Genomic DNA, 13825 nt, shown 5'->3' with positions numbered 1-13825 from the left:
GGGTGGGTTGGCTGGTTCGGCACTCTGGCAGCCCTTCACTGAACCGGTAAAGTCCCAATCTCGCCAAGGGTGCCCAAATCTTTCGCGACGCTGCCGCGTCATTGACTGGACCGGTTTAGGAGGGCGCATGCTCGACGCCACCCCGCTCACCGAGGGTTGGATCCTGCGGTACGAGGGGCGGGAGCTGCCCGCCGCCGTGCCCGGGTGCGTGCACACCGATCTGCTGGCGGCGGGGCTGATCCCGGACCCCTTCCTCGGGCGCAACGAGACCGAGGTCGCGTGGGTGGGACGCCGGGAGTGGACGTACGAGGTGGATCTGCCGGGGCCGGGAGCGGCGGGCGGGCGGGACCGGACGGACCTGGTCTTCGACGGGCTCGACACCGCGGCCGAGATCCGGCTCGACGGGCGGCTGCTGGGGTCGGTGCGGAACATGCACCGGTCGTACCGTTTCGACGTCACCGGGCTGGGCGGACGGCTCTCGGTGCGGTTCGCCTCCGCGTACGCCGAGGCGGAGGCGGTGCGCGAGCGACTCGGCGACCGGCCGAACGCGTATCCCGAGCCCTTCCCGTTCATCCGCAAGATGGCCTGCTCGTTCGGCTGGGACTGGGGGCCGACCCTGGTGACGGCGGGGATCTGGCGGCCGGTGCGGCTGGAGCGCTGGTCGACCGCCCGGATCGCCCGCGTCCGGCCGCTGGTGACGGTCGAGGGCACGACCGGGCGGGTGGCACTGCACGTCGACGTGGAGCGGACGGCCGGGAAGGCGGGGCTGCGGCTCCGGGCGAGCGTGGGGGGCGTCAGCGCCGTCGCGGAGGTCGAGGGCACGAGCGGCGTCGTACGGCTGGAGGTGCCCGGGGTCGAGCGGTGGTGGCCCCGCGGGTACGGCGAACAGTCGCTGTACGAAATCGAGTTGACCTTGCACGAGGAGGGCGGCCGGGGCCTCGACGCGTGGCGGCGCCGGATCGGGTTCCGGACCGTGGAGGTCGACCGGGCGGCCGATGAGCACGGCACCGGGTTCACCTTCGTCGTCAACGGCGAGCGGCTGTTCGCGCGCGGTGTGAACTGGATCCCGGACGACGTCTTCCCCTCCCGTGTCACCCGCGACCGCTACCGCGCACGGCTCACCCAGGCGGCCGGCGCGGGTGTCGACCTCGTACGGATCTGGGGCGGCGGGATCTACGAGAGCCATGACTTCTACGACGTCTGCGACGAGCTGGGCCTGCTGGTCTGGCAGGACTTCCCCTTCGCGTGCGCGGCGTACCCGGAGGAGCAGCCGCTGCGGGGCGAGGTGGAGGCCGAGGCCCGGGAGAACGTCGTCCGGCTGATGCCGCACCCCTCGCTGGTGCTGTGGAACGGCAACAACGAGAACCTGTGGGGCTTCCGGGACTGGGGCTGGGAGGAGCGGCTCGCCGGGGAGTCCTGGGGCGAGGGGTACTACCTGGGCGTCCTGCCGCGGATCGTCGCGGAGCTGGACCCGACGCGGCCGTACACGGCGGGCAGCCCCTGGTCGGGGTCCTGGGACCGCCATCCGAACGACCCGGCGCACGGCACGCACCACTCCTGGGAGGTGTGGAACCGGGAGGACTACGCGGAGTACCGGGCGAACGTGCCCCGGTTCGTGGCGGAGTTCGGCTGGCAGGCGCCGCCCGCGCACGCGACGCTGCGGCGGGCGCTGGCCGAGGCCGGGGAGGAACTGGCCGCCGACTCGCCGGGGATGCTGCACCACCAGAAGGCGGAGGACGGCAACGGCAAGCTGGAGCGGGGGCTCGCCCGCCATTTCGCGCTGCCCGAGGGGGACTTCGACCGGTGGCACTATCTGACGCAGCTGAACCAGGCGCGGGCCGTCGCCGCCGGTGTCGAGCACTGGCGGTCGCACTGGCCGGTGTGCGCGGGCACGGTCGTGTGGCAGCTCAACGACTGCTGGCCGGTGACGTCCTGGGCGGCGATCGACGGTGACGGCCGGGAGAAGCCGCTCTACCACGAGCTGCGGCGGCTGTACGCGGACCGGCTGGTGACGCTTCAGGAGCGGGGCGGAGCGCTGGTGCTGGCCGTCGTGAACCAGGCGGGCGAGGTGTGGGAGCCCGCCGCGCCGCGGTTGCGGCGGATGTCGGTGGGCGGCGAGGTGATCGCCGAGTTCCCGGTCCCCGGCCAGGCCGTCGGGCCGCGCGCGGTCGTCGAGGTGCCCGTGCCCGGTGGGCTGGAGCCGGTGGGCCCGAAGGAGTTCCTGGTGGCGGACGTGGACGGGCTGCGGGCGGTGCACTTCGCGGCACGCGACCTCGACGTGCCCTATCCCCGGCCGGAGTTCGACGTCGAGGTCACGCCGGGGGCGGTGACCGTGACCGCGCGGACGCTGCTGCGGGACCTGCTGCTCCAGGCCGACCGGCTGGACGCGGGGGCACGGGCCGACACCGGGCGGGTCACGCTGCTGCCCGGGGAGCGGGTCACGATCGGGGTGACGGGCTGGACGGCCGTGCCCGACGAGGCGGCCGTCCGACGGGCACTGTTCTGTGTGGAGCCCGCCCGATGAGCACACCCCCCCGGGTGACGATCAAGGACGTCGCCGCGCGTGCCGGAGTGTCCAAGGGGGCGGTCTCACTCGCGTTCAACCGCAAGCCGGGGCTGTCCGACGCCACGCGCGACCGGATCTTCGCGGCGGCGCGGGAGCTCGGCTGGGCACCGAACCTGACGGCGCGGTCGCTGTCGAGCCAGCGGGTGGACGTCGTGGGGCTCGCGATCTGCCGGCCGGCGCGGCTGCTGGGGCTGGAGCCGTTCTACATGGAGTTCGTCTCCGGGGTGGAGAGCGTGCTGACCGAGCGGTCCTGCTCGCTGCTGCTGCGTCTGGTGCGGAACGTGGACGAGGAGACGGCGGTGCAGGACGCGTGGTGGCGGGGACGGCAGGTCAGCGGGTCGATCCTGGTGGACTTCCGCGCGGACGATCCGCGAGCGGCGGCGGCCCGGCGGCTCGGCATGCCCGTCGTCGCGGTCGGGCACCCGTCCCTGACCGGGGGGCTCACCTCCGTGTGGACGGACGACGCGACCGCCGTGACGGAGGCGGTGCGCTATCTCGCGGCGCTCGGACACCGGCGGATCGCGCGGGTCGGGGGTGCGGCGCTGCTGGGGCACACGGCCATCCGGACGGCCGCGGTCGACGAGGCGGCGCGGCGGCTGGGGCTGGCCGGGGTGCGGCAGGTGACGACGGACTTCTCCGGGGAGGACGGGGCACGGGCGACGCGGTCGCTGCTCAGCGCGCCCGACGGGGACCGGCCGACGGCGATCCTCTACGACAACGACATCATGGCGGTGGCGGGCCTGTCGGTGGCCGCGGAGATGGGGGTGCGGGTGCCGGCGGACGTCTCGCTGCTGGCCTGGGACGACTCGCAGCTGTGCCGGCTCACCCGGCCGACCCTGTCGGCGATGAGCCATGACGTGCACGGGTTCGGCGCGGAGGTCGCGCGCACGCTGTTCGGGGTGATCGCCGGGGAGGCCGTGTCCCATCCGGTGGCCACCCCCGTCCTGGTGCCCAGGGGATCCACCGCCCCCGCGACCTGATCGCGGGACGGTGAGGGTGTTTCGGGCTGGTCGCGCGGTTCCCCGCACCCCTAAGCTGGGTGCATGTAACCGGCGGTAACACGCCGAAGGCGTGTGACGTTCACCGCTCCCGCCCTCAGGGGTGGGCAGTCCGGTTACTCGTAAGTAGCATGGGCCTGAGCGCGCGCTCAGCGTGTCGCGCAGCAGTAGTGCCATCCCGCACCCTGGAGGAGAGCCATCGTGCCTCGTACCGTCAGGGACGTCGTCTTCGTCGACGGCGTCCGCACCCCGTTCGGCAAGGCGGGCCCGAAGGGCATCTACCACGAGACCCGCGCCGACGACCTCGTCGTGAAGGCGATCCGGGAGCTGCTGCGCCGCAACCCCGGTCTGGAGCCGGCGAAGATCGACGAGGTCGCCATCGCCGCGACCACGCAGATCGGTGACCAGGGCCTGACCATCGGCCGCACGGCGGGCATCCTCGCCGGTCTGCCGCAGTCGGTGCCCGGCTACTCCATCGACCGCATGTGCGCCGGCGCCCTGACCGCCGTCACCACGGTCGCCGGTTCCGTCGCCTTCGGCGCCTACGACGTCGCCATCGCCGGCGGTGTCGAGCACATGGGCCGCCACCCCATGGGCGAGGGCGTCGACCCGAACCCGCGGTTCGTGAGCGAGAAGCTGGTCGACGAGTCCGCCCTGTTCATGGGCATGACCGCCGAGAACCTGCACGACCGCTACCCGACCATCACCAAGCAGCGCGCCGACGAGTACGCCGTGCGCTCGCAGGAGAAGGCCGCCAAGGCGTACGCCAACGGCAAGATCCAGCAGGACCTGGTGCCGATCTCGGTGCGCCGCACCGCCGCGGGCGAGGGCGGCGAGACCGGCTGGGGCCTGGTCACCGCCGACGAGCCGATGCGGCCGGGCACGACCCTCGAGAACCTCGCGGGCCTGAAGACGCCGTTCCGCGTGCACGGCCGGGTCACCGCCGGCAACGCGGCCGGTCTGAACGACGGCGCCACCGCCTCGATCATCGCCAGCGAGGACTTCGCCCGCGAGCACGGTCTCCCGGTGAAGATGCGCCTGGTGGCGTACTCCTTCGCGGGTGTCGAGCCGGAGGTCATGGGCTACGGCCCGATCCCGGCGACGGAGAAGGCCCTCGCCCAGGCGGGCCTCACCATCGACGACATCGGCCTGTTCGAGATCAACGAGGCCTTCGCCGTCCAGGTCCTGGCCTTCCTGGAGCACTACGGCATCGCCGACGACGACGCGCGCGTGAACCAGTACGGCGGCGCCATCGCCTTCGGTCACCCGCTGGCCTCCTCCGGCGTCCGTCTGATGACGCAGCTGGCCCGCCAGTTCGAGGAGCAGCCGCACGTCCGCTACGGCCTGACGACCATGTGCGTCGGCTTCGGCATGGGCGCCACCGTCATCTGGGAGAACCCGCACTTCGAGGGGGACAAGTGACCACCACCGCCGAGCTTCTCCAGCAGGCCTCGGAGCTGTTCCCGGACGAGGTCGTGACGAGCGCGCACGTACGCCACCTCGACCTGCCGTTCGGCGCGGGGCGCTTCGCCCTGATCACGCTGGACAACGGCTTCGACCACACCAAGCCGACCACCTTCGGCCCGGCGTCGCTGGCGAACCTGAACACCGCCATCGACCAGGTCGAGCAGGAGGCCGCCGCCGGCGAGATCGTCGGTGTCGGCATCACCGGCAAGCCGTTCATCTTCGCGGTCGGCGCCGACCTCAAGGGCGTCGAGCTCCTCAAGGAGCACGAGCACGCGCTCGCCATCGGCAAGGGCGGCCACGAGGTCTTCAAGCGGCTGTCCGCCCTCGCCGTCCCGACCTTCGCGTACTACAACGGTGCCGCGATGGGCGGCGGTGTCGAGGTCGGTCTGCACTGCACCTACCGGACCGTCTCCGCGGCCCTGCCCGCGTTCTCGCTCCCCGAGGTCTTCCTCGGTCTGGTCCCCGGTTGGGGCGGCTGCACGCTGCTGCCGAACCTGATCGGCGCCGACAAGGCCGTCTCGGTGGTCATCGAGAACTCCCTCAACCAGAACAAGCAGCTCAAGGGCGCCCAGGTCTACGAACTGGGCATCGCCGACGCGCTGTTCGAGGGCGCGGACTTCCTGGAGCAGTCGCTGGTGTGGACGGCGTCCGTCCTCAAGGGCGAGATCGTCATCGACCGCCCGGCCATCGACCGCGGGGAAGCCTGGGACCAGGCCGTCGCCAAGGGCCGCTTCATCGCGGACTCCAAGGTGCACGGCGCGGCCCCGGCCGCCTACCGCGCGCTGGACATCATCGCCGCCGCCAAGAACGGCGACCTCCAGCAGGGCTTCGACGCGGAGGACACGGCCCTCGCCGACCTGATCATGGGCGGTGAACTGCGCGCCGGCATCTACGCCTTCAACCTGGTGCAGAAGCGCGGCAAGCGCCCGGCCGGCGCCCCGGACAAGTCGCTCGCCCGCCCGGTCACCAAGGTCGGTGTCGTCGGCGCCGGTCTGATGGCCTCGCAGCTCGCGCTGCTGTTCGTGCGCCGCCTGGAGGTGCCGGTCGTGCTGACCGACATCGACCAGGAGCGCGTCGACAAGGGTGTGGGCTACGTCCACGCCGAGATCGACAAGCTGCTGCTCAAGGGCCGGATCAACCAGGACAGGGCCAACCGCCTCAAGGCGCTGGTCACCGGTGTCCTGGACAAGGCCGAGGGCTTCGCGGACGCGGACTTCGTCATCGAGGCCGTGTTCGAGGAGATCGGGGTCAAGCAGAAGGTGTTCGCGGAGGTCGAGGCGGTCGCCCCGGCGCACGCCGTCCTCGCCACCAACACCTCCTCGCTGTCGGTCACCGAGATGGCGTCGAAGCTGAAGAACCCCGAGCGGGTCGTCGGCTTCCACTTCTTCAACCCGGTCGCGGTCCTGCCGCTGCTGGAGATCGTCCGCGGCGAGCAGACCGACGACGCCTCGCTGGCCACGGCCTTCGCCGTCGCCAAGAAGCTGAAGAAGACCGCGGTGCTGGTGAAGGACGCCCCGGCGTTCGTCGTGAACCGCATCCTCACCCGCTTCATGGGCGAGATCCAGAACGTCATCGACGAGGGCACCCCGGTCGACGTCGCGGAGAAGGCGGTGGAGCCCCTGGGCCTGCCGATGTCTCCCCTGGTCCTCCTGGAGCTGGTCGGTCCCGCGATCGGTCTGCACGTCTCGGAGACCCTCAACCGGGCCTTCCCGGACCGCTTCACGGTCTCCCCGAACCTCGCGGCCGTCGTCAAGGCGGGCAAGCGCGGCTTCTACGTCTACGACTCCGGCAAGCCGGAGCTGGACCCCGAGGTCGCGGCCCTCCTGAAGCAGGGCGACGTCGTCCTGACCGAGGAGCAGGTGCGCGCCCGTGTCCTGGACGCCGTCGCGCAGGAGATCGGCCTGATGCTCGACGAGGGTGTCGTCGCCGAGGCGCAGGACATCGACCTCTGCCTGATCACCGGCGCCGGCTGGCCCTTCCACCTGGGCGGCATCACGCCGTACCTGGACCGCGAGGGCGTCAGCGAGCGGGTCAACGGCAAGAAGTTCCTGGAGCCGGGCGTGGCGTCGGTCCCCGCCTGACCGCAGCCGCGTGAAGAGGGCCTCCGTCCGGGACGGAGGCCCTCTTCCCCTGTCCGGCCCCGGGCGCCGGCCCGTGGGTCGGCACCCGGGGCCACAATGGGGAAGCATGACGACCCTCGTGATCATCGACGCCGCGAACGTCATCGGTTCCGTCCCCGACGGCTGGTGGCGCGACCGGCGGGGCGCGGCGGAGCGTCTGCGGGACCGGCTCGCCCGGGACGGGGTCCCGGGCCGGGACGAGCCGGTGGAACTCGTCATGGTCGTGGAGGGCGCGGCCCGCGGTGTGGAGTCCGTCCCCGGCGTACGGGTCGACTCGGCCCCCGGCAGCGGCGACGACCGCATCGTCGAGCTGGTCGCCGAGGAGGGCCGGGGCCGCGCGACGCTCGTCGTCACCGCCGACCGCGAACTGCGCCGCCGGGTGGGGGAACTGGGCGCCGAGGTGACGGGCCCGCGCGCGGTCCGCGGCGCCTGACACGGGACAGGGCGGCGCCCGCGCGCCCGGCCGGCCGGCCCACGCGCTCCGGCCCCGCACAGCCCGGAGGGGGCCGTACGGGACCGGAGAGGGGCCCTGAGTGCCGTCGGTGACGCCGGGTCGGGGTCGGGCGGGGTCGGGCGGGGAGGAAGGGCCGGCGGCTCCTACGCGTCGCGTCCCTGCGGCGGGGCGGCGTCGCCCGGCGCGGTCTCCCCCCGCCGACGGGCGAGACGGCTGTGCGAACGGCCGTACAGGAAGTACACGACGAACCCGGCGGCCATCCACACCGCGAACCGCAGCCAGGTCTCGGCGGGCAGGTTGATCATCAGCCAGAGGGAGGCGCACACCGACAGGATCGGGATGACCGGCACCCACGGGGTGCGGAACGACCGGTGCAGGTCGGGGCGGGTCCGGCGCAGGATGATCACACCGATCGCGACCACCACGAAGGCGAACAGGGTGCCGATGTTCACCAGGGCGGCGAGTTCGGTCAGCGGGGTGAAGCCGGCCACGATCGCGATGATCACGCCCAGCAGGATCGTCGGCCGGTGCGGGGTCTTGAACCGCGGGTGGACGTGGGAGAAGAAGCGCGGCAGCAGTCCGTCGCGGCTCATCGCGAAGAACACGCGGGTCTGGCCGAGGAGCAGGATCATGCAGACCGTGGTCAGGCCGACGGCGGCGCCGAAGCTGATGAAGCCCGCGAACCAGGGGTGGCCGGTCTCCTTGAAGGCGTCGGCGAGCGGGGCGTCGACGGACAGCCGGCTGTAGTTCTGCATGCCGGTGACGACGATCGACACGAGAACGTACAGCGTGGTGCAGATGATGAGAGAGCCGAGGATGCCGCGCGGCATGTCGCGCTGCGGGTTCCTGGTCTCCTCGGCGGCGGTGGCGACGACGTCGAAGCCGATGAACGCGAAGAACACCACCGAGGCGGCGGTGAAGATGCCCATCACACCGAAGTTGGAGGGCGCCCAGCCGAACATCAGCTGGATCAGCGGCGCCTGGAGACTGTCGCCGGCCTCGACGGCCTGCGCCTTCGGGATGAACGGGTCGTAGTTCTTGCCCTCGATGAAGAAAGCGCCCGCGATGATCACGGTCAGGACGACGGCGACCTTGATGGCGACGACGACGGAGGTGATCCGCGCGGACAGCTTCATGCCGATCACGAGGATGGCGGTGAGGACGAGGACGAGCGCGGCGGCGAGGATGTCGAAGCCGAACCCGTCGGCCCCCTCCCTGCTGCCCAGGGCCGCCGGCAGCTCCCAGCCCGCGTTGTCCATGAGCGACTGGATGTAGCCGGACCAGCCGACCGCCACCACCGCCGTCCCGAGCGCGAACTCCAGGACCAGGTCCCAGCCGATGATCCAGGCGGGCAGTTCACCGAGGGAGGCGTACGCGAACGTGTACGCGGAGCCGGCGACGGGGACCGTGGAGGCGAACTCGGCGTAGCAGAGCGCGGCCAGCGCGCAGGCGACACCGGCCGCGACGAACGCCAGCGCCACCGCGGGCCCGGCGTTGTTCTTCGCGACCGTCCCGGTCAGGACGAAGATGCCGGTGCCGATGATGACGCCGACGCCGAAGACCGTCAGGTCCAGCGCGGACAGGGATTTCCTGAGCGCGTGCTCGGGCTCCTCGGTATCGAGGATGGACTGCTCAACCTTCTTCGTCCGAAAGAGAGTGCTGCTCACAGGGGTACCTCCCACGCTTGTCGTCCTCGACGTGATCGAGAGGGGGCGATGGGGGTCCCCCTGGGTCGAGCGAAGCCGAGAGCTGGGGGAGCGTATGCCCCGACGCGGGCGGTTTCACGCGAATGGGCCGGTCCCACCACCGTAAAGGGGGGCGGGACCGGCCCGGACGGCCCGGTCGGGCGGTCAGTCGCGCGCGGGCTCGACCTCGGAGGGCGTGCCGTCCAGCCGGCCGTCGAGCTTGGAGACGAGGCCGGTGACCTGGCGGGCGATGTCGGGCGCGGTGAGCCCGATCTCGGCCATCACCTCGGCGCGGGAGGCGTGGTCGAGGAAGCGCGGCGGGATGCCGAAGTCCCGCAGCGGGATGTCGACGCCCGCGTCACGCAGGGCCTGCGCGATCGCCGAGCCGACGCCGCCGACCCGGGAGTTGTCCTCCACGGTGACGACCACGCGGTGCTTGTCGGCGAGCGGCGCCATGTGCTCGTCGACCGGCTTCACCCAGCGCGGGTCGACGACGGTGGTGGTGATGCCCTGCTTGTCGAGGAGGGCGGCGATCTCCAGGCACATCGGCGCGAGGGCGCCGACGGAGACGAGCAGCACGTCCGGCGTGTCGGTGCCCGGCTCCCGCAGCACGTCCATGCCGCCCACCCGGCCCACGGCGGGCACGGCGGGACCGACGGCGCCCTTGGAGAAGCGCACCACGGTCGGCGCGTCCGTGACCTCGACGGCCTCGCGCAGCTGCGCCCGCACCTGGTCGGCGTCGCGCGGCGCGGCGAGCCGCAGTCCGGGGACGACCTGCAGGATCGACATGTCCCACATGCCGTTGTGGGAGGCGCCGTCGGTGCCGGTGACGCCGGCCCGGTCCAGGACGAACGTCACACCGCACTTGTGGAGGGCGACGTCCATGAGGACCTGGTCGAAGGCGCGGTTGAGGAACGTCGCGTACACCGCGAAGACCGGGTGCAGCCCGCCGGTGGCGAGACCGGCCGCGGAGACCGCGCCGTGCTGCTCGGCGATGCCGACGTCGTAGACGCGCTCGGGGAAGGCCTTGGCGAACTTGTCGAGGCCGACCGGCTGGAGCATGGCCGCCGTGATGGCGACGATGTCCTCGCGCTCCTTGCCGAGCTTCACCATCTCCTCGCCGAACACGGAGGTCCAGTCGGCGCCGGAGGAGGCGATCGGCAGACCGGTGTCCGGGTGGATCTTGCCGACGGCGTGGAAGCGGTCCGCCTCGTCCTGGAGGGCGGGCTGGTAGCCGCGGCCCTTCTCGGTGAGGCAGTGCACGATGACCGGGCCGCCGAAGCGCTTGGCGCGCGACAGCGCGGACTCCAGGGCCTCGATGTCGTGTCCGTCGATCGGGCCGACGTACTTCAGGCCGAGGTCCTCGAACATGCCCTGGGGGGCGATGAAGTCCTTCAGGCCCTTCTTGGCGCCGTGCAGCGTCTCGTAGAGCGGCCGGCCGACGACGGGCGTGCGCTCCAGCAGGTCCTTGCCGCGGGCCAGGAACCGCTCGTACCCGTCGGTGGTGCGCAGGGTGGCGAGGTGGTTGGCGAGGCCGCCGATGGTGGGCGCGTACGAGCGCTCGTTGTCGTTGACGACGATGACCAGGGGCCGGTCCTTGGCGTCGGCGATGTTGTTGAGCGCCTCCCAGGCCATGCCGCCGGTGAGGGCGCCGTCACCGATCACGGCGACCACGTGGTCGTCGCGTTTGCGCACCTGGTTGGCCTTGGCGAGGCCGTCGGCCCAGCCGAGGACCGTCGAGGCGTGGCTGTTCTCGATGACGTCGTGCTCGGACTCGGCCTGCGAGGGGTAGCCGGACAGGCCGCCCTTCATCTTCAGCCGGGAGAAGTCCTGTCGGCCGGTGAGGAGCTTGTGGACGTAGGACTGGTGGCCCGTGTCCCACAGCACCTTGTCCTTCGGCGAGTCGAAGACCCGGTGCAGCGCGATGGTGAGCTCGACCACGCCGAGGTTCGGGCCGAGGTGACCGCCGGTCTTCGACACCGCCTCCACGAGGAAGGTCCGGATCTCCTCCGCCAGCTGGTCCAACTCCTCCAGGCTGAGCCGGTCCAGATCGCGCGGTCCCCTGATGCGGGTCAGCAGCGGCACCCGTGCCTCCTTGCAATAGTGCTGTTCGAGCGTTACCGGGCTCGTCGAAGTCTAATCTTCCGCGTGCACCGCCGACCGCCGGGCGGGGGAACCCGCGTCACGCCAACGGCCGTGGACCATCCTGCACCGGTACCCGCGTACGAAACGTCCGACACAAAGGAGAAGTGCCCGGCACCTTGCGGCACCGGGCACCCTCCGCGCCGTCGCGGGCGCGGGCGACCGCCTACGCGCGACCCGCCGCCTTCTGGCTCTTGCGGGAGACGGAGTCGATGACCACGGCGCCCAGGAGCACCGCACCGGTGATCATGTACTGGATCGACGTGTTCATGTTCAGCAGGTTGAGGCCCGTCTGGATCGACTGGATGACGAGCATGCCCAGCAGCGCGGACCACACCGAACCGCGTCCGCCGAAGAGGCTGGTGCCACCGATGACGGCGGCGGCGATCGCGAGCATCAGCGTGTTGCCGCCACCGGCGGAGAGCGTCGCGCTCGCGGTCTGACCGGCGAAGAACATGCCGCCGACGGCCGCGAACCCACCGGAGATCGCGAACACGGTGATCCGGACCATCGGCACGTTGATGCCGGCCCGGCGGGCCGCCTCGATGCCGCCGCCGACGGCGAACACCTGGCGGCCGTACGTGGTGCGCCGCAGCACGAAGTCCACGATCACCAGGGCGGCGAGGAAGATCACCAGGGCGTTGGAGACACCGGAGGCGTTGTTGAGCACGGCGGCGGCGGCGAAGGACGCGAGGGCGAGCGCGCCGACGCGCAGCAGGATCTCGCTGGTCGGCCGGAACGGCACACCCGCGGCCCGGCGTCGGCGCTGCTCGCCGAAGTTGCCGACGAGGGAGAGCGTCACGGCGAGACCGGCCAGGATGTAGGCGCCGATGATGGCCTGGTCCATGAAGAAGGAGCTCTGGCCGAGCAGCCGGACCGGGCCCTCGTCGGAGGGGATGTTGATGGTGCCGCTGTCACCCAGCAGCCACAGCATCACGCCGTTCCAGCCGAGGAAGCCCGCCAGGGTGACGACGAACGCCGGTACGCCGACCTTGGCGAAGAACCAGCCGTGCAGCGCGCCGATGGCGATACCGGTGAGGACCGCGAGAGCCAGCGCCAACCAGGCGCTCACGCCCTGGTTCACCGCGAGCACGGCGAACAGGGTGGAGGCCAGACCGCTGACCGAGCCCACGGACAGATCGATCTCGCCGAGCAGCAGGACGAACACCAGGCCGATGGCGAGCATGCCGGTGGCCGAGAGGAAGTAGCTGATCTGCGACAGGTTGTCGGCGCTGAGGAAACGATCGTTCTGGAACTGGAAGATGGTCCAGATGACGATGAGGCCGATGACCACCGGCAGCGAGCCCAGCTCGCCGCCCTTCACCTTGCGCTTGAACTCGGTGACGTAGCCCTTGAGGCCCTCCTCGCGGACCAGCAGTCGCGGGTCGACGACGGTGACCGGGGCGGCCGTGGGGTCGTCGGCGGGAGCGACGGTGTCCTGCTCCTCCACCACGCCCTCGCCGTCGGTGACCTTGCCGGTCGTCGCGGGGTCGCTCTTCACGGTCTTGGACGTGTCACTCACTTTGCCGCCTCCGTGGTGCGCCGCTCCGCGCGACGGGTCACGGCGTTGTCCGTGGCACCCGTGATCGCGGCGATGATCTCTTCGTGGCTGGTGTCCTTCACGGGGAAGGAGCCGTTGTTCTTGCCCAGCCGCAGCACGGCGACGGTGTCGGCGACCGCCTTGACGTCGGCCATGTTGTGGCTGATGAGGATGACGGCGAGGTCGCGTTCCCGCAGCCGCTCGACCAGGTCGAGGACCTGCGCGGTCTGCTCGACGCCGAGGGCCGCGGTGGGCTCGTCGAGGATGACGAGCTTGGGGTCGCCGATCAGGGCGCGGGCGATGGCCACGACCTGGCGCTGCCCACCCGAGAGGCTCGCGATCGGGATCCGCACGCTCGGGATGCGGATGGAGAGCGTCGACAGCAGCTCGCGGGAGTTCTTCTCCATCGTCACCTCGTCGATGACGCCCCGGTGCAGCAGTTCGCGACCGAGGTAGAGGTTGCCGACGACATCGAGGTTGTCGCAGAGCGCGAGGTCCTGGTAGACCGTCGCGACGCCGAGTCCCTGGGCGTCGTGCGGCTTGTTGATCTTGACCGGGTTGCCCTGCCACTCGATGACGCCGTCGTCGATGGGGTGGACACCCGCGATCGTCTTGACCAGGGTCGACTTACCTGCGCCGTTGTCGCCCACCAGGGCGACCACTTCTCCGGCGTGGACCTCCAGATCGACGTCGGTGAGTGCCTGGACCGCACCGAATCGCTTGGAGACTCCGCGCAACGCCAGCACGGGCGTAGCGGACACGTGAACCATCTCCTTCGCCGCCTGACCGGCGGGGATGCCGCGCTTGGGGGTGTGCGCGGAGTGACGTGCGGATCGCGGCGGGAGGGCCCCGC

At 71.4% G+C, this 13825-nt stretch carries 9 protein-coding genes; 5 read left to right on the top strand and 4 right to left on the bottom strand.

The window, feature by feature from the left end; all coding sequences use genetic code 11:
• The first annotated feature begins 127 nt into the window (after positions 1 to 127).
• The 5 genes from GSY65_RS28800 (at position 128) to GSY65_RS28780 (ending at position 7584) form a co-directional block, all read left to right on the top strand.
• Complete coding sequence (locus GSY65_RS28800) at positions 128 to 2524, top strand: glycoside hydrolase family 2 protein (RefSeq protein WP_159774107.1); 2397 nt, start codon at positions 128 to 130, stop codon at positions 2522 to 2524.
• Positions 2521 to 3546, top strand: a complete 1026-nt coding sequence (locus GSY65_RS28795) for a LacI family DNA-binding transcriptional regulator (RefSeq protein WP_159774105.1) — start codon at positions 2521 to 2523, stop codon at positions 3544 to 3546. The genes GSY65_RS28800 and GSY65_RS28795 overlap by 4 nt, the downstream gene beginning before the upstream one ends.
• Positions 3547 to 3765: 219 nt before the next feature.
• Positions 3766 to 4986 (top strand): thiolase family protein, encoded by a 1221-nt coding sequence (locus GSY65_RS28790; RefSeq protein WP_159774103.1) that lies wholly within the window; start codon positions 3766 to 3768, stop codon positions 4984 to 4986.
• Complete coding sequence (locus GSY65_RS28785) at positions 4983 to 7112, top strand: 3-hydroxyacyl-CoA dehydrogenase NAD-binding domain-containing protein (RefSeq protein ID WP_159774101.1); 2130 nt, start codon at positions 4983 to 4985, stop codon at positions 7110 to 7112. The genes GSY65_RS28790 and GSY65_RS28785 overlap by 4 nt, the downstream gene beginning before the upstream one ends.
• 106 nt (positions 7113 to 7218) lie before the next feature.
• Positions 7219 to 7584, top strand: a complete 366-nt coding sequence (locus tag GSY65_RS28780) for an NTP pyrophosphohydrolase (protein WP_159774099.1) — start codon at positions 7219 to 7221, stop codon at positions 7582 to 7584.
• A gap of 164 nt (positions 7585 to 7748) precedes the next feature.
• On the opposite strand, the gene GSY65_RS28775 is transcribed toward GSY65_RS28780, so the two are convergent.
• From GSY65_RS28775 to GSY65_RS28760, 4 genes are all read right to left on the bottom strand, one after another.
• A complete protein-coding gene (locus GSY65_RS28775) occupies positions 7749 to 9272 on the bottom strand; it encodes an amino acid permease (RefSeq protein WP_159774097.1) in 1524 nt (507 codons plus the stop codon).
• Between the two features lie 183 nt (positions 9273 to 9455).
• On the bottom strand, positions 9456 to 11375 hold the full coding sequence (gene dxs, locus GSY65_RS28770; RefSeq protein ID WP_159774095.1) for a 1-deoxy-D-xylulose-5-phosphate synthase: 1920 nt from the start codon (positions 11373 to 11375) through the stop codon (positions 9456 to 9458).
• Between the two features lie 223 nt (positions 11376 to 11598).
• Positions 11599 to 12954: a sugar ABC transporter permease gene (locus tag GSY65_RS28765; protein WP_443043260.1), complete on the bottom strand. Its 1356-nt coding sequence runs from the start codon at positions 12952 to 12954 to the stop codon at positions 11599 to 11601.
• Complete coding sequence (locus GSY65_RS28760) at positions 12951 to 13742, bottom strand: ATP-binding cassette domain-containing protein (protein ID WP_159774093.1); 792 nt, start codon at positions 13740 to 13742, stop codon at positions 12951 to 12953. Before GSY65_RS28760 ends, GSY65_RS28765 begins: the two co-directional genes overlap by 4 nt.
• Between the last annotated feature and the right edge of the window lie 83 nt (positions 13743 to 13825).

The organism is Streptomyces sp. HM190 (genome assembly GCF_009857135.1).
Classification (GTDB): domain Bacteria; phylum Actinomycetota; class Actinomycetes; order Streptomycetales; family Streptomycetaceae; genus Streptomyces; species Streptomyces heilongjiangensis.
Note: the sequence above shows the minus strand (reverse complement) of the source record. Positions and strands in the feature narration are given on the sequence as shown.